General features: G+C 35.2%; 23 protein-coding genes and 1 pseudogene. 4 read left to right on the top strand and 20 right to left on the bottom strand.

Annotation, left to right across the window (positions count from 1 at the left end; genetic code table 11):
* Nucleotides 1-7: 7 nt before the first annotated feature.
* From IGJ02_RS04790 to uvrB, 5 genes are all read right to left on the bottom strand, one after another.
* Nucleotides 8-1,006, bottom strand: a complete 999-nt coding sequence (locus IGJ02_RS04790; RefSeq protein ID WP_010760678.1) for a gluconeogenesis factor YvcK family protein — start codon at nt 1,004-1,006, stop codon at nt 8-10.
* Nucleotides 1,003-1,887, bottom strand: a complete 885-nt coding sequence (gene rapZ, locus IGJ02_RS04785) for an RNase adapter RapZ (RefSeq protein WP_010760677.1) — start codon at nt 1,885-1,887, stop codon at nt 1,003-1,005. The genes IGJ02_RS04790 and rapZ overlap by 4 nt, the downstream gene beginning before the upstream one ends.
* Nucleotides 1,888-2,274: 387 nt before the next feature.
* Nucleotides 2,275-2,481: a hypothetical protein gene (locus tag IGJ02_RS04780; RefSeq protein ID WP_010760676.1), complete on the bottom strand. Its 207-nt coding sequence runs from the start codon at nt 2,479-2,481 to the stop codon at nt 2,275-2,277.
* A 440-nt stretch (nt 2,482-2,921) separates the two neighbouring features.
* On the bottom strand, nt 2,922-5,738 hold the full coding sequence (uvrA, locus tag IGJ02_RS04775) for an excinuclease ABC subunit UvrA (RefSeq protein WP_430603465.1): 2,817 nt from the start codon (nt 5,736-5,738) through the stop codon (nt 2,922-2,924).
* A 37-nt stretch (nt 5,739-5,775) separates the two neighbouring features.
* On the bottom strand, nt 5,776-7,770 hold the full coding sequence (gene uvrB / locus IGJ02_RS04770; RefSeq protein WP_010760674.1) for an excinuclease ABC subunit UvrB: 1,995 nt from the start codon (nt 7,768-7,770) through the stop codon (nt 5,776-5,778).
* 444 nt (nt 7,771-8,214) lie between these two features.
* Here uvrB and IGJ02_RS04765 point away from each other — a divergent pair, with 444 nt between their 5' ends.
* The 3 genes from IGJ02_RS04765 to IGJ02_RS04755 all read left to right on the top strand — a co-directional run bounded on the left by IGJ02_RS04765 (nt 8,215) and on the right by IGJ02_RS04755 (nt 12,337).
* Nucleotides 8,215-10,371 (top strand): amino acid ABC transporter substrate-binding protein/permease, encoded by a 2,157-nt coding sequence (locus IGJ02_RS04765; RefSeq protein WP_010760673.1) that lies wholly within the window; start codon nt 8,215-8,217, stop codon nt 10,369-10,371.
* A 1-nt stretch (nt 10,372) separates the two neighbouring features.
* Nucleotides 10,373-11,110, top strand: coding sequence for an amino acid ABC transporter ATP-binding protein (locus tag IGJ02_RS04760; protein WP_010760672.1), 738 nt, complete (start codon nt 10,373-10,375; stop codon nt 11,108-11,110).
* A 123-nt stretch (nt 11,111-11,233) separates the two neighbouring features.
* Complete coding sequence (locus IGJ02_RS04755; protein WP_430603464.1) at nt 11,234-12,337, top strand: SLC13 family permease; 1,104 nt, start codon at nt 11,234-11,236, stop codon at nt 12,335-12,337.
* Between the two features lie 75 nt (nt 12,338-12,412).
* Here the strand turns inward: IGJ02_RS04755 and IGJ02_RS04750 are convergent, their stop codons facing one another.
* The 15 genes and pseudogenes from IGJ02_RS04750 to IGJ02_RS04680 form a co-directional block, all read right to left on the bottom strand.
* Nucleotides 12,413-13,354, bottom strand: coding sequence for a rhodanese-related sulfurtransferase (locus IGJ02_RS04750; protein ID WP_430603463.1), 942 nt, complete (start codon nt 13,352-13,354; stop codon nt 12,413-12,415).
* A 218-nt stretch (nt 13,355-13,572) separates the two neighbouring features.
* Nucleotides 13,573-13,944 carry a VOC family protein gene (locus tag IGJ02_RS04745; protein ID WP_010760669.1) on the bottom strand — a complete coding sequence of 124 codons (372 nt, stop codon included), beginning with the start codon at nt 13,942-13,944 and terminating at the stop codon, nt 13,573-13,575.
* 186 nt (nt 13,945-14,130) lie between these two features.
* Nucleotides 14,131-15,522 carry an L-cystine transporter gene (locus tag IGJ02_RS04740; RefSeq protein WP_010760668.1) on the bottom strand — a complete coding sequence of 464 codons (1,392 nt, stop codon included), beginning with the start codon at nt 15,520-15,522 and terminating at the stop codon, nt 14,131-14,133.
* Between the two features lie 225 nt (nt 15,523-15,747).
* Nucleotides 15,748-16,134 carry a DUF1149 family protein gene (locus IGJ02_RS04735; RefSeq protein ID WP_010760667.1) on the bottom strand — a complete coding sequence of 129 codons (387 nt, stop codon included), beginning with the start codon at nt 16,132-16,134 and terminating at the stop codon, nt 15,748-15,750.
* A 134-nt stretch (nt 16,135-16,268) separates the two neighbouring features.
* Nucleotides 16,269-17,612: a PFL family protein gene (locus tag IGJ02_RS04730; protein ID WP_034682922.1), complete on the bottom strand. Its 1,344-nt coding sequence runs from the start codon at nt 17,610-17,612 to the stop codon at nt 16,269-16,271.
* 145 nt (nt 17,613-17,757) lie between these two features.
* Nucleotides 17,758-18,027: an ACT domain-containing protein gene (locus tag IGJ02_RS04725; RefSeq protein ID WP_430603462.1), complete on the bottom strand. Its 270-nt coding sequence runs from the start codon at nt 18,025-18,027 to the stop codon at nt 17,758-17,760.
* A 294-nt stretch (nt 18,028-18,321) separates the two neighbouring features.
* On the bottom strand, nt 18,322-18,753 hold the full coding sequence (locus tag IGJ02_RS04720; protein WP_430603461.1) for a hypothetical protein: 432 nt from the start codon (nt 18,751-18,753) through the stop codon (nt 18,322-18,324).
* Between the two features lie 78 nt (nt 18,754-18,831).
* Nucleotides 18,832-19,008, bottom strand: a pseudogene (locus tag IGJ02_RS04715) (WYL domain-containing protein); the annotation flags it as partial.
* Nucleotides 19,009-19,164: 156 nt separating this feature from the next.
* On the bottom strand, nt 19,165-19,719 hold the full coding sequence (locus IGJ02_RS04710) for a helix-turn-helix transcriptional regulator (protein ID WP_430603460.1): 555 nt from the start codon (nt 19,717-19,719) through the stop codon (nt 19,165-19,167).
* On the bottom strand, nt 19,712-20,113 hold the full coding sequence (locus IGJ02_RS04705; RefSeq protein ID WP_010760661.1) for a DUF3224 domain-containing protein: 402 nt from the start codon (nt 20,111-20,113) through the stop codon (nt 19,712-19,714). The genes IGJ02_RS04710 and IGJ02_RS04705 overlap by 8 nt, the downstream gene beginning before the upstream one ends.
* Nucleotides 20,114-20,212: 99 nt before the next feature.
* On the bottom strand, nt 20,213-20,743 hold the full coding sequence (locus IGJ02_RS04700) for a hypothetical protein (RefSeq protein ID WP_430603459.1): 531 nt from the start codon (nt 20,741-20,743) through the stop codon (nt 20,213-20,215).
* A 22-nt stretch (nt 20,744-20,765) separates the two neighbouring features.
* A complete protein-coding gene (locus IGJ02_RS04695) occupies nt 20,766-21,044 on the bottom strand; it encodes an ABC transporter permease (RefSeq protein WP_430603458.1) in 279 nt (92 codons plus the stop codon).
* The gene (locus IGJ02_RS04690) at nt 21,045-21,710 is read right to left on the bottom strand and encodes a hypothetical protein (RefSeq protein WP_430603457.1); all 666 of its coding nucleotides are present in this window, start codon (nt 21,708-21,710) and stop codon (nt 21,045-21,047) included.
* The gene (locus IGJ02_RS04685; RefSeq protein ID WP_430603456.1) at nt 21,694-22,398 is read right to left on the bottom strand and encodes an ATP-binding cassette domain-containing protein; all 705 of its coding nucleotides are present in this window, start codon (nt 22,396-22,398) and stop codon (nt 21,694-21,696) included. The genes IGJ02_RS04690 and IGJ02_RS04685 overlap by 17 nt, the downstream gene beginning before the upstream one ends.
* Complete coding sequence (locus IGJ02_RS04680; protein WP_010760656.1) at nt 22,391-22,762, bottom strand: GntR family transcriptional regulator; 372 nt, start codon at nt 22,760-22,762, stop codon at nt 22,391-22,393. The genes IGJ02_RS04685 and IGJ02_RS04680 overlap by 8 nt, the downstream gene beginning before the upstream one ends.
* Before the next feature lie 220 nt (nt 22,763-22,982).
* Between IGJ02_RS04680 and IGJ02_RS04675 the strand changes: the two genes are divergently transcribed.
* Complete coding sequence (locus IGJ02_RS04675; protein WP_010760655.1) at nt 22,983-23,588, top strand: Crp/Fnr family transcriptional regulator; 606 nt, start codon at nt 22,983-22,985, stop codon at nt 23,586-23,588.
* Nucleotides 23,589-23,598: the final 10 nt, after the last annotated feature.

Raw genomic sequence — 23,598 nt, 5'->3', positions numbered from 1 at the left:
TTACTCATTAATATCTTGCGCCGAATACAATACGGAATAATTCATCCACAACTTTGTCACCATCATGAAAAACACCGCCATCACGTAATTTTAAAAAGTCCGTAGAAATCACACGACAGCCTTCATCTCTCAATGTTTGGAAATCATGTTCTACCTGAACTAAATATTCGTCATAAACTTCCGGATCCATATAACCATCAGGGACATTTTCAGTATTGACTAAAACAGTGTCAACAAACTTACTTTTAAGATGTTCGTGCAATACACAAACATGATCAGCATCAGTAAAATGCTCCGTTTCCCCTTTTTGAGTCATGATATTACAAATGTAGACCACTTCACCTTCAGCGTTAATGATTGCTTCTCCGATTTCCTTGATCACTAAGTTAGGTAAAATACTTGTAAACATACTACCAGGCCCTAAAACAATCATATCTGCTTCTTCAATTGCTTTTACAACTTTTCTAGCAGCTTTTGGTTGTTCGTCATCATTAGTGTTCGTTACAAAAACATGATCGATCGTTTTTCGATCAACAGCAATGTTTGATTCGCCAACGGCAATAGAGCCATCTTTAAAGACAGCATGCAACGTCAGCGGCCGTTCAGAGGAAGGATAAATATGTCCATCCACATGCATCATTTTTGAAAGTAACTGAATTGCTTCATACGTACTACCACGCATTTCTGAAACAGCTGCAATAATCAAATTTCCAATTGCATGATTGGCAAAATATTTATCTGATTTATCAAAACGATATTGAAAAATATCTTCATAAAGCTGTGGCATATCAGATAAGGCAACTAATACATTGCGCAAATCTCCAGGAGGTGTCATATTCATCGACTCTCGAATTTCACCGCTACTCCCTCCATCATCTGCAACGGTTACCACAGCTGTAATGTCCGCACTTTGATTACGCAAACTTTTTAAGATAACAGGTAAGCCAGTCCCTCCACCGACAACAACGATTTTGGGTTTTCTAATACGGTATGTTTTCATTTTCATGAGCGGTTCACCGTCTCTTTACGCTTTCCTTTATCTCGATGGGTAATGTTGACATGATAATCTTGCCCAAGCTCTTTACCTACACGCTCTGTCAACGCAACCGAACGATGCTGTCCACCTGTACAGCCAATAGCGATCGTAATGCTTGATTTGCCTTCTTTTTCATAACCGGGCATCACATTTTTTAACAAATCAATAAATCGCACATAAAAATTTTCTGTTTCTGGAAAACTCATTACATATTCATAGACAGATGGATCTTGTCCTGTCAGTGGTCTTAATTCTGGTATATAATGTGGATTTGGTAAAAAACGTACATCCATGACAATATCTGCGTCGATCGGCAATCCGTATTTAAACCCAAACGAAACAAGTTCGACACGAAACTCATGGGTATCTCTTGATTTAAACTCTTCATTGATTCTTTCTCGCAATTGCCTAGGTGATAAATCAGTCGTATCGATCACAACTTGAGCATCTCCTCTGATTTCTTCAAGAATCGCCCGCTCTTTTCTGATTCCTTCTGTAATCAGACCATCCATCGCTAGTGGATGAGCACGACGCGTTTCTTTATAACGAGAAACAAGTTCTTCATCAGTCGCATCTAAAAACATAATCGTTGTATCGATCAGATTTGTATTTTCAAGTTCTACCAACATATCTTGAATTTCTCTAAAGAAATTTCGAGAACGTAAATCAATCACCAAAGCGATTTTCGTTACTTTCCCAGATTCTTTGATCAACTCCCAAAACTTAGGAATCAAACTTGGGGGCATATTATCAATACAAAAATACCCCATATCTTCAAAACTTTGAATAGCTACAGTTTTTCCTGCTCCGCTCATTCCAGTGATTATAACTAATTGTAAATTATCAGCCATTTTTTCGCACTCCTTTGGAAACATTTTACTAATTATAGCATCCCGGGCGTATCAAAGAAAGCTTTTCAAACAATTCTAGTCTTTCATTCATACTTTCTTAGGAATTTATAGGTTCGAATAAGTTCTTTGATATTAAAATTCAAATACATCTGGATTTAACTTTAACAATGAATATTTAGCTATTTATAAAAAACACAAATAATAATAAATGTTATTAAAATAAAACAAGCATTATATTCATATAATATATAGATAAAAAGACTAAAATAAACGTTTGAAGTTTATTTTAGTCTTTTTTTGTTTATTAGTTTTTTTGATACTATATATAATGATTTATTAAGGGTTACTCAACCTATGTTAGCATACTCAACCCCAAATCTTTAAAAACTATGCATTTTCAATAACGTCAAAATAAGCTAAGTTCAAAACAGGATCATCACAATTTATGACTGGACGATCTGTAGGATGGCATTTAACAACTCTGACTTGTACATCTTCTTCTTTTTTGGAGATGGCCTCTCCTACAAAAAACCAAGAAAAATTTGATCCATGACAAACATAATGCTCACCAATTTTTACTTCTCTCTTTTCCAAGAAAAAATCATCCTTTCATACTCTTTTGATAATTATAGAATATCATGTTTTTCCGATAAATATCATTCAACTTACGTATAGATACTTTCTTTTTTTGACTATTTTTAGATTAAAGTGATTAAAAAACGTAAGTTTTTATTTATTTTATTATTTTTCTCTCATTTTCATTTCCCATACCTTTTACTATATTTTTTTCCACTGTATTATAAAACTTTTAAAACAAAAAAAAGACAACCTTCATTAGAAGGCTGCGCTTTTCTCTTTTGAACGGATTATTTATAGAAGGAAAGATATATACCAATTAGGTTGAACAATATATCTATCTGACTGTGATTTTACTTCAATATTACGAAGAAATCAATAGTAATAGATAATTTTCATTCAAACTTCATTCTTTCTTTAAAAACAGTGATAATACTTTCAAAATGGAGTATACCAATTTATAAAACTCGTTTTAAATATTTTCCAGTGTAGCTTGCTTTGACTTTAGCAATTTCTTCTGGTGTTCCTGTTGCAACAATTGTTCCTCCACCGTCTCCACCTTCTGGACCCAAATCAATTACATGGTCTGCTGACTTTATTACATCCAAATTGTGTTCAATAACAAGTACAGTATTCCCAGCTTCAACAAGTCTTTCTAATACAACTAACAAGCGAGCAATATCATCCGTATGCAATCCTGTTGTCGGTTCATCTAAGATATAGAAATTCTTACCGTTAGAATTTTTATGAAGTTCACTTGCCAGTTTCATTCGTTGTGCTTCTCCACCAGATAATGTAGTGGCCGGCTGTCCTAATGTGACATACCCTAAGCCTACATCGACGATTGTTTTCAATTTACGATGGATCTTAGGGATATGTTGAAAGAACTCTACTGCATCTTCCACTGTTAGATCTAAGATATCAGAAATATTTTTTCCTTTATAGTGAACTTCTAGTGTTTCAGAATTGTAACGTTTGCCATGACAAATTTCACATGGAACATAAACATCTGGTAAAAAATGCATTTCGATCTTAATTATTCCATCCCCACGACAGGCTTCACAACGGCCGCCTTTTACATTAAAGCTAAAGCGTCCTTTTTTATACCCACGAACTTTTGCTTCATTCGTTTTGGCAAATAAATCACGGATATCATCAAAAACACTTGTATATGTTGCTGGATTACTTCGCGGTGTACGACCAATCGGGCTTTGATCGATATCAATGATTTTTTCTATATTATTGTAACCAGTGATACTTTTGTGTTTTCCTGGTTTATTGGAATTACGATTGATTTTTTGTGCTAAGGCTTTTTTCAAGATTTGATTCACTAAGGTACTCTTCCCGGATCCAGAAACCCCAGTCACTGCCACAAACTCTCCTAATGGAAATTCAACTGTGACATTTTTCAAGTTGTTTTCCGTTGCACCTGTCACTTTGATTTTTTTGCCATTGCCTTTACGACGCTCTTTAGGAACAGGGATTACTTTTTTCCCAGAAAGATATTGACCTGTTAATGAATTAGGATTTTTTGCTACTTCATCTGGAGTTCCTGAAGCAACGATTTCTCCACCTAAATGCCCAGCTCCAGGTCCTACATCGATTAAATAGTCAGATGCTCGCATCGTGTCTTCATCGTGTTCAACAACGATCAGTGTATTACCTAAATCACGCATTTTCTTAAGTGACTCGATCAAACGGTCATTATCCCGCTGGTGTAGTCCAATCGATGGTTCATCTAAAATATATAAGACACCAGATAAATTTGAACCAATCTGGGTTGCTAAACGAATTCTCTGAGCTTCTCCACCTGATAATGTTCCTGCTGCACGACTCAAAGTTAAATAATCTAGCCCAACATTTTTTAAAAAGTTCAAACGATCTTCTACTTCTTTTAAGATTGGTTTTGCAATCATTTGCTCTTGTTCAGACAATTTAACCGTTTCAAAAAATTGAACCGCATTTTTGATTGCTAATTGACTGACTTGACCGATATTTGTATTATCTATTTTGACTGATAGAGCTTGCGGATTCAAGCGATATCCTTTACATGTTTGACAAGTTAATTCAGTCATATATAAACGCATTTGGTCACGAGTAAAGTCACTATTTGTTTCATGGTAACGACGTTTGATATTGGTTAAAACACCTTCAAATGGTACTTCTACATCACGTACTCCACCAAAATCATTCTCATAATGGAAATGGAAAGGTTCACCATTTGAACCATTTAAAATAATATCCTGATGTTCTTCTGGTAGCTCATTAAATGGGGTATCCATATCAATGTTAAAACTATCTGCTGCTTGTTCCAGCATTTGCGGATAATATTGAGAGCTGATTGGATTCCAAGGAGCAACCGCTCCTTCACGCAAGGTTTTGGTGGGATCAGGAATAACTAGATCACGATCGACTTCTAATTTAATTCCTAATCCATCACAATCAGGACAAGCGCCAAATGGGGCATTAAAAGAAAACAATCTTGGTTCTAATTCTCCCACTGTAAAGCCACAATAGGGACAAGCGTAATGTTCACTGAAAAGCATTTCTTCCCCGTCGATCACATCTACTAATGCATAACCATCAGCTAATCGTAATGCAGCTTCAAATGAATCAAACAAACGAGAACGGATTCCTTCTTTTACGACGATTCGGTCTATGACGATCGCAATATCGTGTTTTTTATTTTTCTCAAGTTCAGGAGCTTCTGTTACATCATACGTTTCTCCATCAACCCGCATCCGTACATAGCCTTCACGTTGAATCATTTCAAAGACTTTTTTATGTTGCCCTTTTTTCTTAACAATTACAGGTGCTAAAACTTGAAGTTTAGTTTTTTCTGGCAGCTCCAACACTTTATCTACCATTTGCTCAACAGATTGACTCGTAATTTCAGTACCATCGTTAGGACAAATTGGGTGCCCGACACGAGCGAATAAAAGTCTTAGATAATCATTGATTTCAGTCACTGTACCAACAGTTGATCTAGGATTTTTACTCGTTGTTTTTTGATCGATAGAAATTGCTGGACTCAGTCCGTCAATACTGTCCACATCAGGTTTATCCATTTGACCTAAGAATTGTCTAGCATATGCTGAAAGACTCTCTACATAGCGACGCTGACCTTCAGCATATAATGTATCAAAAGCCAATGAACTTTTCCCAGAACCTGATAAACCTGTAACTACAACCATTTTGTCACGAGGAATCGTAACATCTATATTTTTTAAATTATGAGCGCGTGCGCCATGAATGACGATTTTATCATTTGCCATTATTTATCTCCTTTGCTGTGAAACACAGCCACTGTTTTTATTCCGCTGCTTTCAACTCCAAAATCGTATCTCTTAAAGTCGCTGCAGTTTCAAAGTCTAATGCTTTAGCCGCATCCCGCATTTCTTTTTCTAATTTCATCAATAAATCAGCTTTTTCTTGACGACTCAATTCATGATACGATTTGTCGATCTTGATTGTTTCGCCCTTTTCATTTGTTTTAGAAATTGAGATCAACTCGCGAATTTCTTTAATGATTGTTTTTGGTGTAATGCCATGTTCTTCGTTGTATTTTTCTTGGATCGAACGACGACGTGCGGTTTCATCCATTGCTTTTTGCATCGAATCAGTAATTTTATCTGCATACATAATGACGCGGCCATCGGAGTTACGAGCAGCACGTCCAATTGTCTGGATCAATGAGCGTTCACTTCTCAAGAAGCCTTCTTTATCTGCATCCAAAATCGCAATCAATGATACTTCTGGTACATCCAATCCTTCACGAAGCAAGTTGATTCCTATCAGCACATCAAATTCACCTAAACGTAAATCGCGAATGATTTCCGTTCGCTCTAGCGTTTTGATATCACTATGAAGATATTTAACTTTAATACCTAGTTCTTTAAGGTAGTCTGTTAAATCTTCAGACATTTTTTTCGTTAACGTGGTAATAAACACACGTTGATCTTTTTCTACACGATCATGGATTTCTCCCACTAAATCATCGATTTGTCCCATAATCGGACGAACTTCAATCAACGGATCTAACAATCCCGTTGGTCGAATGATCTGTGGTATCACGGTATCTGTTTGTTCATATTCATAAGGTCCAGGAGTCGCAGAAACATACACGACTTGGTGGACGTGTTTTTCAAATTCTTCTAATCGTAATGGTCGATTATCCAAAGCACTCGGCAAACGGAAACCATAGTCTACTAGCATTTGTTTTCTAGCCCGGTCACCATTATACATCCCGCGAATTTGAGGCATTGATACATGGGACTCATCGATCACGAGTAAAAAATCATCTGGGAAGAAGTCGATCAATGTATACGGTGGTTCTCCTTCTGATCGGCCGTCCATATGACGAGAATAATTTTCAATACCAGACGTGTAGCCCATTTCTCTCATCATCTCGATATCATAATTAGTCCGTTGTTCTAAACGTTGTGCTTCCAACAATTTATTTTCACTGCGTAAGACTGTTAGACGCGCCTCTAATTCTTCTTGAATTTGCGAAATGGCATGTTCCATATGATCATCATTGGTCACAAAGTGAGTCGCAGGGAAAATCGCTACATGTTCAGTCTCACCGATTACTTCGCCTGTTAAAGCGTCCACTTCTCTTATTCGTTCAATTTCATCCCCAAAAAATTCAACTCTTAAAGCATGATCATCTCTTGAAGCAGGGAAAATCTCAACTACATCACCCCGTACACGAAAGCGACCGCGCTGAAAATCAATATCATTTCGCTCAAATTGAATATTTACGAGATCTGTTAACAGCTGACTTCGATCCATTTCCATACCTACACGAATAGAAACTACCTGTTCACTATACTCCTTAGGGTCCCCTAAACCAAAAATACATGATACAGAGGCAACGACGATCACATCATTTCTTTCTAATAAAGAACTTGTCGCTGAATGCCGTAGTTTGTCGATTTCATCGTTGATACTAGCGTCTTTTTCTATATATGTATCACTTGAAGGAACATATGCTTCAGGTTGATAATAGTCATAATAACTAACAAAATACTCGACCGCGTTATTAGGGAAGAATTCTTTAAATTCTCCATAAAGCTGTCCAGCTAATGTCTTATTATGAGCAATCACCAATGTTGGTTTGTTCACTTCCGTTATTACATTGGAAATCGTAAATGTTTTACCGGTTCCTGTCGCACCCAATAAAATTTGTGCTTTTTCCCCGCCTTCGATTCCTTCAACTAACTTTTTAATTGCTTCTGGCTGATCCCCATCCGGCTTATATTTTGATACTAAGTCAAATGTATTGGAGGTCTCTCTTTCTATCATCCAACATCCTCCTCTTACTTCATTATTTGTGGATTCAATTCAATGTAAACAACGGTCAAATCAGCTGATGTATAACGCATCTAGCTATGGTAATACACCTCTTTTGACTTTGATGATTCATGCTATTTATAAGAATTTACAACCTTAAAATTGAAAAGAAACTCCTACAATTATTTTAACATACCGAACATATTTTCGCTAGTTTTAGAATACCTTGCGTATACGCAATTTTTACTAATTTATATTTTATTTAACCTTTTGTTTGGGTCTATTTAGTTTGAATGAATAGTATGAGTATCCAGTTATCACAACTCAGATATGTCATATAACATGACACGGAATGTTAGGAAATGATTTTTTTTTAACTTTCTCGTTGTGAATGACTTGTGTTTTAGCCTTTTTTTACTATATAATTATCCAATATGCAAATATAGGAGGTATTTTATGAAAAGGAAACACTTTATACTGTCATTCATTGTAATGATGGCAAGTCTACTGACATTTACCCTTGGGCAGAATGCTCAGGCTGAGGAAAAAACATATAATATAGGAACGGATTTGACTTTTGCTCCCTTTGAGTTCCAGGATTCTAAAGGAGAATATGTCGGAATCGATGTTGATTTGCTTCATGCAATCGCTGAAGATCAGGACTTTAAGGTAAATTTGAAGCCACTTGGGTTTGATAGTGCGATCCAAGCGGTACAATCAAAACAAGTTGACGGTATGATTGCCGGCATGAGTATTACAGATGAGCGTAAAAAATCTTTTGACTTCTCAGAATCTTATTTCGACAGTGGGCTTCAAATGGCAGTCAAAAAAGGCAATGACAAAATCAAAAATTACGAAGACTTAAAAGGAAAAACAGTCGCAGCGAAAGTCGGGACTGAAAGTGCCACTTTCTTAGAGAAAAATCAAGAAAAATACGGCTATACAATTAAAAATTTCGATGATGCTACCGGTCTTTATCAATCACTTGAGAATGGTGAAGCTGATGCAATTTTCGATGACTATCCTGTTTTAGGCTATGCCATAACAAATGGGCAAAAGCTTCAATTAGTTGGTAAAAAAGAAACGGGTAGCTCTTATGGTTTTGCCGTTAAAAAAGGCCAAAATAAAGAATTGATTGAAAAATTCAATGCTGGTTTAAAAGAATTAAAGAGTTCAGGGAAATATGAGGATATTGTAGGGAAATATATTTCTACTGGCTCTGAAACAACTACTACTGATTCTAAAATGGAAAAGATCCAACCTAAAAAAGATACTTATGTGATTGCTAGTGACTCTACATTTGCACCGTTTGAATTTCAAAATGCTGACGGTAAATACGAAGGAATCGATGTTGATTTAGTAGAACGCATCGCTGAGTTACAGGATTTTAATATCGAGTTTAAATTTATAGGATTTAGTTCTGCTGTTCAAGCCGTTGAATCTGGTCAAGCAGATGCTATGATTGCAGGAATGACGATCACAGATGAACGGGAAAAATCATTTGACTTCTCCACCCCTTACTTTAACAGCGGCATTCAAATTGCTGTCAAAAAAGGCAATGACAAAATTCACTCATATGAAGATTTAAAAGACAAAAAAGTTGGTGCTAAAATTGGGACTGAAAGTGCCGATTTCCTTGAAGCCAACAAAGATAAATATGGTTTTTCAATCAAATATTTAGATACAACAGATGCTTTGTACAGTGCTCTTGAAATTGGCGAGATCGATGCAATGATGGATGACTATCCTGTTATCGGTTACGGCGTTGCTCAAAAACAACCCTTAGCTACTCCGATTCCTCGTGAAGAAGGCGGAAAATATGCTTTTGCCGTTAAGAAAGGTAAAAACCCAGAGTTGGTCCAAATGTTCAATGAAGGTTTGGCTGAACTAAAACGAACTGGCGAATACGATGAAATCATCGGAAAATATGTTAAAGATGGTTCTTCAGAAAACAAAGTGGATGAATCAACATTTGTTGGTATGATCCAAAATAACTGGAAACGTCTATTGAGTGGCTTGTGGATGACCATTCAATTAACACTAATTTCATTTATTTTAGCTTTGATCGTCGGTGTGCTTTTCGGATTATTTAGCGCTTCTCCATCAAAAACATTACGTGTGATTTCTACTATTTACGTTGATATCATTCGTGGTATTCCTTTAATGGTGCTAGCCTTCTTTATCTACTTTGGCTTGCCAGGAATTTTAGGGTTCAATATTCCCGTTTTCCTTGCTGGAATCATTACATTAACGTTGAATGCGAGTGCTTATATTTCTGAAATCGTACGTGGCGGTATCAATGCTGTACCCGTTGGCCAAATGGAAGCTTCTCGTAGTTTAGGTCTTTCATACAACCGTACGATGCAAAAAATCATTTTACCGCAAGCAATCAAAATTATGATTCCATCATTCGTTAATCAATTTGTTATTTCTTTAAAAGATACAACGATTCTATCTGCAATCGGCTTGATCGAGTTACTTCAAACAGGTAAAATCATCGTTGCTAGAAACTTACAAAGTACAATGGTTTACTTCGTAATTGCAATGATGTATTTGATTTTGATCACAGCCTTAACGAAATTAGCTAAAGTTTTGGAAAAGAAGGTGAAATAATATGGCTGAAAAAATTCTAGTAGAACATTTAGTAAAAAAATATGGTGATAATACCGTTCTTAATGATATCAATGTATCCATTCAAGAAGGCGATGTTGTTTGTGTTATTGGCCCTTCCGGTTCAGGTAAAAGTACCTTTCTTCGTTGTTTGAATCAACTTGAAGAAGCAACTAGCGGCGATATTATAATCGATGGTGCAAATTTAACGGACAAAAACACAAATATCAATAAAGTACGTCAACATATTGGGATGGTTTTCCAACACTTCAACCTATTCCCTCACCTATCAATCATGGAAAATATTACGTTGGCACCTACAGACTTGGGTCGCCTTTCAAAAAAAGAAGCTGAAGAAAAAGCAATCAAGCTTTTAGATACAGTTGGGTTAGCCGATAAAAAAGATAGCTATCCTGAATCATTATCTGGCGGTCAAAAGCAACGTGTAGCCATTGCTCGTGCCTTAGCAATGAATCCGGATATCATGTTATTCGATGAGCCGACTTCTGCACTAGATCCTGAGATGGTCGGCGATGTATTGAATGTTATGAAAAAATTAGCAAAACAAGGAATGACGATGGTCATTGTTACCCATGAAATGGGCTTTGCAAAAGAAGTAGCGAATCGTGTCATGTTTATTGATGGTGGGAATTTCTTAGAGGATGGTACGCCACAGCAAATCTTTGAAAATCCGCAAAATGAACGGACGAAAGATTTCTTGGATAAAGTATTGAATATTTAAAAAGAAAAAATGGATTGCTCTTAATACAGAGTGATTCATTTTTTTTAATCTCACTTTATTCTTGAAAATTTACACTTTTTAAAGTAAATTTGAACAGACTATCAACGAAAAGGAGTATTTTTAATGAAGCGATTAACTGCTTTTTTTACCGATGATTTATTATTTACAGTTTCTTTTCTAATTGCTATTATCAGTTGTTATTTTGGGGCCTTCTCTTTAAAATCAATTGATTTCAACGTTATTTTTTGTTTATTTGGTTTGATGCTTTTTGTAAAGAATATTGAAAATCTTGGTATTTTGAACTATTTTGCTGAAAAAATGATTGATTTTTCAGCAACAACACGTAGCTTGATTAGAAATATCGTTTTATTATCATTTATCAGTTCAATGATCCTGACCAACGACGTAGCGATACTAACGTTAATGCCTATTTACTTAACGATCATAAAAAAATTTCCAGCAATGGAAAACAAGATTGCTGGCGCAGTATTACTAATTGTCGCTGCAAATTTAGGTAGTAGCTTTTTCCCATTTGGAAATCCGCAAAATCTTTTTTTATTCTCATTCTATTCTCTTTCAACAGCACAATTTTTTGAATGGGCGTTGCTTCTGCTATTTTCTTCACTTTCGTTTTTATTGATCGCTTTTCTATTTATAAAAAAAAGAACGATTCCCAAACAAAACAGTTCACTTCCAATAATCAATAAGAAAAAAATGTTTTTTTTAAGCCTAACTGGTCTTTTCATCTTGTTCGGTGTATTTAATGTACTTCCTTATTTTATCGTCATCCCCATCGCTGCAATTATCCTAACTATTTATGATAAAGAAATGCTTAGACAAATCGACTATAAATTACTGTGGACGTTTGTATTTTTCTTTATTGCTGTCGGGAATTTTTCTCAAGTAGACATGATTTCAACGTTTATAAAAGAACAATTTACGTCGAATACTCGCACATTTTTTGGAAGTATTCTAGTTAGTCAGATGATTAGTAATGTTCCGGCAGCTATTCTGATTGCACCATTCACAGAACAAGCACAAGCACTTTTTTTTGGAGTGAATGTAGGTGGTTTAGGCACGATCATTGCTTCATTAGCAAATTTGATTGGGTTTAAACTATATAAAGAATATTACCCTGCACAATCAAAAAAGTTTATTTTGCAATTCACTTTAATAAACTTCGTATTTTTGATTTGCTTTGTTCTATTTTTTAGCTTTTTATTGTAAAAAAAGAGGCCGAGACAAACACCCATGAGGGCTATAGCCCTCATGGGTGTTTGTCCCACGCTTTCTTATTTTTAATTAGTTAGCAATTGCTTCAAGTCTAGCCTTCACGTCTTGTTCTGAAAGTTCATTTCTCATCACATAGCGATTTGCAGGATGATGGCGACATTCATCTGAACAGCTGCCAAGATACTTCGCTTCATTTTCTTCTGATGCTAAAATTTGTTTATTACAGAAAGGATTTGCACAGTTGATATATCGTTCGCAAGGTGTGCCGTCAAACCAATCTTTACCGATGATTTTTTTATCTACGTGATTGATTTCAACACTGATTCGCTCATCGAAGACGTACATTTTACCATCCCACAACTCGCCTCTTGTTTCTGGATCTTTTCCGTAAACTGCGATACCGCCGTGAAGTTGGGAAACATCTTCAAAGCCTTCTTTCATCAACCAGCCAGAAAATTTCTCACAGCGAATTCCACCCGTACAATAAGTGACAATTTTTTTATCCATAAATTGTTCTTTATTGTCTCTGATCCATTGCGGCAATTCTCTAAAGTTACGAATATCAGGACGAACAGCCCCTCTAAAATGACCTAAATCAAATTCATAATCATTTCTCGCATCGATCACAACAGTGTTTTCATCAAGTAATGCTTCTTTAAATTCAGCTGGTTCTAGATATTTTCCAGTTAATTCTAATGGATTAACATCTTCTTCCAAGCTTAAAGAAACGAGCTCTTTTCTAGGACGAACAAACATTTTATGAAAGGCATTTTCTGGCACTTCATCGATTTTGAAATAGGTATCTTTAAAGCGTTCATCCGCTAACATTGCTTCCATATAAGCATCAGTATCTGCAATCGTTCCTGAAAGTGTGCCATTGATTCCTTCTGTTGCCACTAAAATTCTTCCTTTTAGGTTCAATGATTTACAAAAAGCTAAATGCTCCTTTGCAAATTCTTCTGGGGTTTCAATCGTCGTGTATTTATAATAAAGTAATACGCGGTAATCCATTTTATCTTTCTCCTTTTTCTAAGAAACTGTTTTGCTATCTCCATAATAACTGTACAGTCCCTATTTTATCTTCATACGTATTTAGTATATAAAAAAATAAATAAGAAAAGCGAGCTATTTGCTTGTGTATAAATACACAGATTAAAAAGTACGGTAAAATTAAAACTACCCAAGCTTTCCAAAAAGAAAAGCTTGAGCAGTTAGTATAGACTGACTTATTATTGACCTGATACTGCAAAATAATTCTCATCATTATCAGCAAAGTTAAAAACTAATCCAGTTGGTAATTGAACTAATTCCCCTACTCGTACACCAGCATCTTTCATTTTTTTATATAAATCTATTACATTGTCTGCAAAAAACATCAATGACGGAGTATTACCAGCAACTTCTGGTGAATGTTGTTGAATAAATTCTAAATCGTATAAAACAATCATTGTTTCTGCAGTTTCGCTTGGCGCAATTTCTACTACAAGTGTGCCGTCAACGGCATCTCTTTCTTTTTCGACAAAACCGATTTTTTGCCAGAACTTACTTGATTCCTCAACGTTCGTTACATATAACATTATTTTGATTTGGTTAGTAAACATGGTTTTTGCTCCTCATCTTTTTTTTCATTTTAAATTAAATGCTTTTTCATTATATACTTTTTATCATAGCTTATGGCAAGATTTATGAAAATAAATTTGCTTGAAAAAAAATAAGACATGATTTTAAAAAATCACATCTTACTTTTCATTAATTAACTATCTTGGGGAAGAAAAGTAAATCACTTCTTATGCATTTTCTTCAATAACTAAATTGCGATCATTCAAAACATCACGATCTAATTCATTGATTCTTGAACTAGTCACAATTCCTGCAACCATGCTATCACTAACGTTAACAGCTGTTCTAGCCATATCAATCAATGGTTCTACAGAAATCACTAATCCAACGATTGCAACTGGTAAATTCATTGATCCTAAAACGATCAATGAAGCAAATGTTGCTCCTCCACCGACACCAGCAACACCAAATGAGCTGATTGTTACGATCGCAACTAACATTAAAATAAATTCTAAACTAAAGACATTGATTCCCACAGTTGGTGCAACGATTGTTGCCAACATCGCAGGATAAACCCCCGCACAGCCGTTTTGACCAATCGATAAGCCAAAGCTTGCCGCAAAGTTAGCTGTTGCATCATCAACGCCTAATGCTTTTGTTTGTGTTTCAATATTTAAAGGTAATGCTCCGGCACTTGATCTTGACGTAAAAGCAAAACTCAATACTGGGAATGATTTTTTCAAATAATTCACTGGGTTTACTTTAACTGCAACTAAGATCAATAAATGAACCAGCATTACAATAATCAACGCGGTATAAGAAGCCAGTACAAATTTCCCTAAATTAAGGATCGCATCAAAATCACTTGTTGCAACAACGTTAGTCATCAACGCTAAAACCCCATAAGGCGTTAAACGTAAAACCAACGTCACAATACGCATCGTGATTTTGTACAAACTATCAATTAGATTTGCAAAAAATTCTGCTTCTTTCGGTGCTTTTCTTTTCACACCTAAGTATGCAACGCCGACAAATGCAGCAAAGATTACGACACCGATCGTACTTGTTGGACGAGTCCCAGCAAAATCTGCAAAGACATTTCTAGGAATAAAGGCTAAAATTTGTTGAGGAATCGATAAGTTTTCAACGGTTTCCTGTCTCGTTGCAAGTTCTGCAATTCGTGCCGTTTCTGCCGTTCCTTGTGTAAATTTGGCGCCTTGTAGTCCAAACAACATTGTTGTTCCGATACCAATCAACGCAGCCACAGCCGTTGTGCCTAATAATGTTGCTAGCACATTGAAACTAATTTTGCCTAATTGCTTGGATTCTTTCATCTTAGTAAATGCTCCTACGATAGAAACAAAAACCAAGGGGATTACGAGCATTTGTAAAAATGCTACATATCCATTACCTACGATACCGATCCATTCCATTGCTTGCGTTGTGACTTTGTCTTGCGTACCGAATGCGAATTGAATAATTCCACCTAATACAATACCGACACCTAATGCGGCAAAAACACGAGTTGAAAATTTGTAGTGTTTCGTTTGCATACGATAAAAGACATATAACACAGCAAGAAATGCAAGGACCACTAAAACAGTGATGAGTGTTGTCATTTTTTTCCTCCTATATTTTAATTTAAATGACAAGTCCATCAAAGGAAGTAAAGGTTCCCGGGGATCATTCTTCAACGACCCGCCCTAAAAATAAACAATTCATTTTCAGTGATAGATCTATTGTACCTGATTTAAATGGTTGAGGGGTACTATTTTGTTTCTATAATGATAGAAAAAAGAGTTTGTGATAGTCAAAAACTATCACAAACTCTTTAATTGAACATCCTATTCAGCTGCTGACTGGAAGTTTAATTGGATACCAGGCTTGTCTAATGCAATTTCAGTGACTTCATAAGCCATACGTTGCACGATATCGAACAACGGACTAACCAACTCATCCACTTCCTCTTGTGAAATATCATCTTGCGTTTCAATCTTATGATTGATGATATGATTGATTTGGCTAACTGAACCTGATAATAGATATTCCTCAAAAACTAAACGAAACTCTAAGCGAGCTGCAATAATTGAATTTTCTTTTGGATAGTTTTCATCGGTTGATTCGATTGGTGAAAAACCTACTCTAAGATCCGTTTCTACCTCTTCCATATCCTGTGTACGCATATCGTAATGAAAAGCCTCAACGACTTCTTGTTGACGTTTTATTTCCATGAATTAAAATCTCCTTTTTTTAAGTTCAAGAACTATTATTTCTATCCAAATTAATCTGAACAAAGCATAGTCTATCTATGTTTTCATTATACCACACATCTTTTTATCACAAAAACTCATATCCTCTTTTTAATCTAATTTTTAAACGAATGAATTGGGGCAGGAATACGGCCACCACGCAAAATAAAATCAGTAGAAGCATAGTTATTGACTTTCATAACTGGGGCTCTGCCTAATAATCCACCAAACTCAACCATATCACCAACTTTTGTCCCTTTTGCTGGTATAAGTCTAACAGCCGTCGTTTTGTGATTGATTACACCAATCGCTGCTTCATCTGCAATCATTGCAGCAATTGTTTCTGCTGATGTCTCACCAGGTATCGCCACCATGTCTAAACCAACGGAACATATTGCCGTCATTGCTTCTAATTTTTCTAGATTCAGCGCACCATTATTAACTGCATCGATCATTCCAGCATCTTCTGAAACGGGAATAAATGCACCTGATAATCCACCAACATGATTACAGGCCATGACACCGCCTTTTTTCACTGCATCGTTCAACAATGCCAAAGCAGCAGTTGTTCCATGAGTCCCTACACTTTCTAAACCCATTTCCTCCAAAATATAAGCTACGCTATCACCCACAGCTGGAGTTGGGGCTAAGGATAGATCGACAATTCCAAAAGGTACATCAAGACGTTCTGATGCTATTTTTCCAACCAATTGTCCCATTCTAGTAATTTTAAATGCCGTTTGTTTTACTACTTCTGCCACGACATCAAAGGGCTCTCCTTTGACTTTTTCTAATGCTCGTTTAACAACACCAGGTCCGCTCACACCTACATTGATCACACAATCCGCTTCGCCAACTCCATGAAACGCCCCTGCCATAAACGGATTGTCTTCTACCGCATTAGCGAATACCACCAATTTAGCACAACCCATATCAGATTTTTCTGCAGTTTCTTTGATTACATAGCCCATATGACGAACTGCATCCATATTGATTCCTGCTTTGGTTGAACCGATATTTACAGAAGAACAGACAAATTCTGTTTCAGCTAACGCTTGTGGAATCGAATTAATCAAAATTTCATCACCATGTTGGTAGCCTTTTTCAACTAGCGCACTGAATCCACCAATGAAATTGACCCCCACTGCTTGAGCTGCTCGGTCTAACGCTTTCGCATATTTCACATAATCTTTGTCTGGGCTTGCCGCCGCAATAATTCCAATCGGTGTTACAGAAATTCGTTTGTTAATGATCGGAATTCCATACTCAGATTCGATCTCTTCACCAACTTTAACTAGATTTTTGGCTAAACGAGTGATTTTATCATAGATTTTTTCACACGCTCGATCACTATCGCTATCAATGCAATCTAACAATGAAATTCCCATTGTAATGGTTCGAATATCTAAATTTTCTTCTTCAATCATACGGATTGTTTCTAGAATCTGATTCGTTTCCAAAATATTTCCTCCTAAATTTAAAAGCGTAGTGGGCCGTTTAGGACTAGCAGATTTCATCTTTTCCCTAGACCTTCAATCCTTCTTAGGAATTGATGTGGTCGAATCCTAGACCATACTCTGTAGCTAAACACCCAAGCACTGATTATTATAGTTTATGCATAACATTGAAGATTTCTTCATTTTGAATACTGATTGTCACATTTAGTTTCTCACCTAAAGTGTTTAATTCAGAACGGATTGCTTCAAAATCGTTCTTTTCTTTAGAAATTTCCAATACCATCATCATTGTAAAATAGTTGTCCATGATTGTTTGGGAAACATCAATAATATTCATGTCCAGTTCAGCTAACTTTTGACTAACTCCTGCAATGATTCCCACTTTGTCTTTACCAATTACAGTTAATACTGCGCGCATATCATTTCCTCCTAAATTTAAAAGTTGAAAGAGCTTTTGTAGCACCAAGTAAAAAATAGGAAAAAATGACTGAGATGCTTCTTTTCTCATTCCATTTTTGTCTTTTTTCTGAGGTGGTAGCTCTTGAAGTTAGATAATATAAAACTTAAATAAGTTTTTCCTATTATATCATAATTTGTTCAGCTATTAACAAAAAATCAGAACAAAAGACTTTAAAAAGTAGTGATTGTTCGCTTTTTATTTTGCACAAAAAAGCTTCTGAGATTTTCATAAATGTTCTCAGAAGCTTTATAATTAAACCGTTTTATTGAATTGTTCTTTACAAGTTGAACAAGTAACCTTGATTTTGCCTTTGCCTTTTGGTGCTCGTAATTGCTGTTTACAGTTTGGGCACTTGAAAAAAGTATAAGTCTTGCGCTCTTTGAGCTTTTCTTTTGAAAAATTAACTTTCTTTTTTAGTTGCTGTACTTTTAAAACATAGCGAGTATTTTCATTGGAGCGAGGATAAATTCTTTTAGAGAAAAAACGATAGTTCATCCATAATAAAAGTGCCACTGCTAACCAAAACGCAATCGATGTTGGTAAAAATAAATTAAGCAATAATAGTATCAGACTAATCTTCATCAAGGTATTATTCAATTGATCCATGCGGGCGTATCTTCCTACCAATAATTTTTGAATTTTTGCATTCCAGCGAAGTAACCGTTCAAGCCAAATTTGTCCCATATGATCCCTCTTTTCTTTGCTATTATCTCAATCAATAGTCGTAGTTTCAAGAGGTATAGTGAAAAAATCTAGAACAAATCAAAAATAAATCTGGTTGATTTTCACAATTTCGTCTTTGACTTTTTCTTTTAATTCAATTGGGCTTACTACTTCAATTGAAGCACCAAATGATAACAAGTAAGAAGTTAGCCAAGCTCCTTCTGGCTGCCAGGTTTTTACTTTAGTATATTCTGTATCTTGCTCTATTTTGATATTAGGTAAATCTTCTTGTACTCGTTAAAATAGGTCATTTTTTATCTTAAATTCAATATATATCTTTGAAAATTCTGGCTGATAATCTTTGATCAAATAAGCTTCATCGATATCGTTAGTAGAAATTACTAGATCGGTCATCCTTCTTAATTTGAATAGTCAAGTGGTTTTTCTAACACAACAATAACCAGCTAAATACCAGGCATTTTGCTTGAAAATCAATTTATTTGGCATTGCTTCTCTTATAGTTTTTTGGCCTTTTCCATTAATGTAGGAAAAAATGATACACTTTTTTTGATTTTTGGCTTTGGTGATCAATCCGATCAGATTTGCTTCATCTTCTCGACCCCAAGTTGAAAAATCTATATCGATCCATTGTTCTACTTCTTTTTTAAATAAGGAGGACAGTTTATTGACTAAAGGGGTTACGCTTTTTAAATTAGTCGCTGCTAAATTTTGCAGAGCTAAAATGATCTGATCTTGCTCTGCATCATCTACAAAAGTAGCGGACAAATGATGCGTGTCCAACAAATGAATTCCGCCATCTCGTCCGCTTTGAGCGTATACTGGAAAACCTAACGCAGACAACGTGTTAATATCTCGATAAATCGTACGTGTCGATACTTCCAGTTGTTCTGCTAGGATCATTGCATTCGCTTTATTATGCATCGTTAAATAATGCATAATATAAAACAATCTAGAAAGATTATTCATTGTCCTTGAAATCCAAAATCAGCTTACTATTGTCACCAACAAAATCATATTGATAAGAGCCAGTCAATCCTTGTAATTCTCCAGTACTTTTAATGATCATGCCTGGGGAATCAAGTGATCCTTTATCGAAAATTCCCTTTTCAGCCGCTGTAAAGGTTCCTGTTTTTCCTTTATATTGGCCTTCAAAGTGAAGGAATCCTGTGATTCTAGCTGTTGCAAGATGACCATCTTCTTTATTGCTTTCTAAATAATAGAGCAAATACTCCACCCATGCTTTACCTTGCAAAGCGCCTTCAAGTTCGTATTCTGCTCGAACTCGATTCACCGGAAAGTCTATTTTTTGTTCATCTACTGCTTGTTCGTCCCATTTTGTTACGCTGAATGTTACACTCATACTTATCCCTCCTTATGAATTACAGGATAGCAAACATATGTTCTTTTTACAAGCGAACAGCGTATTAAAAATTTATTTTGATACACACATACTTATTTCTTAGTTCAATAGGGCTTCTGTAATTTTTCTGCTAAATACCGTCACGTTTTCTGAATTAGACGCTGCCGTCGTAACATCTAAATGACCAGGATCTTTTGACCATGCGCCTGAATCTGCAGTTAAATAAATGCTTAACTTTTCTTCATTTTTATGTTTATTTAGGTAATCAAGAACAGTTTTAGGTGGATCACTTGATTGAACTGTCGATAAGACGATTACTTTATCCCAGTCTTCAATCTTATTTTCCCCAATTTCTTCAACCGATTCTACTTGTATATAAATATTTTCATCCACTAGATTTTTTTTAAGTTCATTGATTACCTCATTTTTAAAAGCACGGTCTTGAGTGTAAATAATAGCTTTATAGGAATCGGACTTTTTCTTTAGCTCTTTATTGATTTCATAACTTGAAGTAACACCTTGAATCCTTGCCATGCGGTAATATCCTAAAAATCCAGCTCCTCCTAGTGCAATTAGAACAATTCCGATCAATCCATATTTGAACATTTTATTTTTCCATAATTTTTTCATTTTTTTGCCCACTTTCCTTATTTTATTCGTAACGTAACGCTGTTATTGGGTCTAATTTTACTGCTGGATAAAGTGCGAAAATCACGCCTAATATTCCCGCTATCCCTAATGCTGCTGGTGCATTGAGCGGTGCTAGCTGAATGATTTGATCAAAACCAATACATAATTCAATTACTGGATCTGCTAAAAATTGGATTAAATGGGCAAAAGTGTTGGATAAAAGCATAATATAGATTGCCTCCGTCCTGAATAAACGATTGATATATGCTTTTTTATAGCCAATTGATACATTTTTTCTCACCTATCTATTATCCTTTAACTGATTTTTTTCGAGCCATAGATAAACAAATATGATTGCTGCTGAAAGACAAGCATTTAAAATAAACGTACTTGGATAAACATTTCCATTATTAACTGGTAATGCGATATTCATGCTTTGAGGAAAGTAATAACGAGTGACGTCATTCAGCAAAACAATCAGTATCCAACCAATTGCCACAACAACTATTTTTGATAAATTTGGCAACCATAATTTAGCAACAATACCTCTGAGCAAAATCAAATAACTGATCGTACCGGCAAGATAAACAGCTAACTCTAACGCTAGTAGTAGTAGTTCTACTAGGTCTAACGAAATCATTGTAAAATTAAACACTAAATTGATTGCACCAATCATGATGACTTGAATATAAGAAAGTAAATATTTGGCAGTGATTTTCTCAAAAGGTGACTGATTAGCTGTGCTTGCTAATGTCAGATGATTCGACTTTATATCTAGTTGATTGATCCGCCAAGTCAAAACGATTGACGCCCCTACAGAGATTACAATTGGTAGACGCTCCCACTGAGATTCGGGTATCATTAATTGAAAAACATATTTAGCAAAATAACTGGTTAAAATCAAAAGCAAACTACTTAAAAAGAACTTCTTGCTTTTTTCATGATAAAAATTAAATAAACGTATCATTGGCTTCCTCCTCATAGATTTCTTTTAAAGACAAACATTTTCGTTCCCGTAGGTCTTCCAAATTGATTACTTCGCAATATCTATTTGGATTCATAAATAATACATCTGTAAATAAGGTATCCATCTCTTCAATAAAATTTGTTGAAACTAAAATTAGTTTGTTTTCACCACTGGCTTTCCTCAACATTTTTTTTACTTGTATGCGAGAGGAATAATCTAAATAAGCAAATGGCTCATCTAGCAGAAAAATACTTGTTGCTTTGGCGTATTCACATGCAATCTTCACTTTAACTTTAGTACCCTCTGAAAGTTCCTGCCATTTTTGCTTAGGAGAAATCTGCCAGAGTTCAAGTTGCTCTATCGCCTTTTCTAGCTGAAAACCAGGAAATAATAAAGTATACTCAATCAGTATTTGTCTAATCGTTTGGGTATCTTCAAAATAGTTAATGGTTGATGCATAGGCTATGCTAGATTTAAATAAAGTACTACTTTGTGGCTGATCATTGTATAGGATCAGCCCAGTGCTAATATTTTTTTGTCCAGAAATACAATCTAATAGAGTTGTTTTCCCCGTTCCGTTTTTTCCGAGAATACCGAGAATTTGACCATCACTTAAGTCAAAAGATAACTCATGAAAAATATTTTTTTGATATTCTTTACCGATATTTTTTACCCGTAATTTATTCATTTGCACTCCTCACAATCCGTTCAATGATGTGCTTATTTTCGTTCTGTGTTAAATCAAGCTTCTTTAATTGAACGATGAAAGCTTCTATATGTGCTTCAATCAATCGTAAGCGTAAATCTGTAATTTTATCCGTTTTGTTTGTCACGAACTTACCAATCCCTCTCTGACTGATCAAAATTTTTTCTTGTTCTAAAAGACTGTAGGCCCGTTGAATAGTTGTTGGGTTTACCTCTAAATCTTCTGCCATTTGTCTGACAGATGGCACTTTTTCATTTGGTTGCCATTGGTTACTAGCAATCAAATGTTCGACCTGCTCGATAATTTGTTTATAGATGGGTCTGTTTCCATCATAATTCACCTGCATCCTCCCTTTCCTAGTTGTATGCTGTACTGTTTCAGCCATACACTCAACTGGTAAAACCTATTTTAGAGGAAATAAAAAAAACGATTTATATCACTGATATAAATCGCCTAAAGTTGCTTTATTTATGGAAAGTTAGTTCAAAGAATTAATCAGATTATGCTATACTTTCTATACTTGAAAGGGGGAGGAACCAATCGAATTATATAAAAATAATCTACTTTTGATTGACTATTTAAAGAAAGTTCCTCATAGTAAATGGTCAGAAAAAACGTATCAAAAAGATACTTTGGTCGTTGATGAATATGAAAAAACGAAAAATATCTATTATGTTGTTGAAGGTGTTCTTTGTGTGGAAATCCTTAATGATGGCAAACGCTATATTTCTTCTTTTATTTTTCAAAATGATTTTTTCGGCTTGGATAGTTTTTCTACCTTTAAACAAAAGGAGCATAGTATTCGTGTCATTAGTGAAGATGCTACAATTTTTTGCTTACCAAAGGACAAGTTTCTTCTTTCATTAAACGAAGACCCTCATTATTATGAGTTAATGCTGACTAATTTTGCTGACATCTTCCAACGACATTACGGTTATTTTAATTTTCTTCATTTACCTACTACTAAACGAATGAAACATGCACTGACTTATTTGAGTGATCACATTGGTATCGTAACAGAGAGCGAACAGTTGGAATTACCGACATTTATCACACAAGAAGTATTATCAAAATTCTGCCGTACATCACAATCCAGAGTTTCCGTTTCTTTAAATGAATTGGCAGAAGAAGGCTGGTTAATAAAAAAGAAAGTTCCAATCACTATGAAATAAAAAAGTCAAA

The sequence above is a fragment of the Enterococcus sp. DIV0724b genome, from assembly GCF_050531475.1.
Taxonomy (GTDB): Bacteria; Bacillota; Bacilli; order Lactobacillales; family Enterococcaceae; genus Enterococcus_L; species Enterococcus_L haemoperoxidus.
The sequence above is the reverse complement of the archived record's forward strand: the minus strand, read 5'-3'. Positions and strand labels throughout refer to the sequence as shown.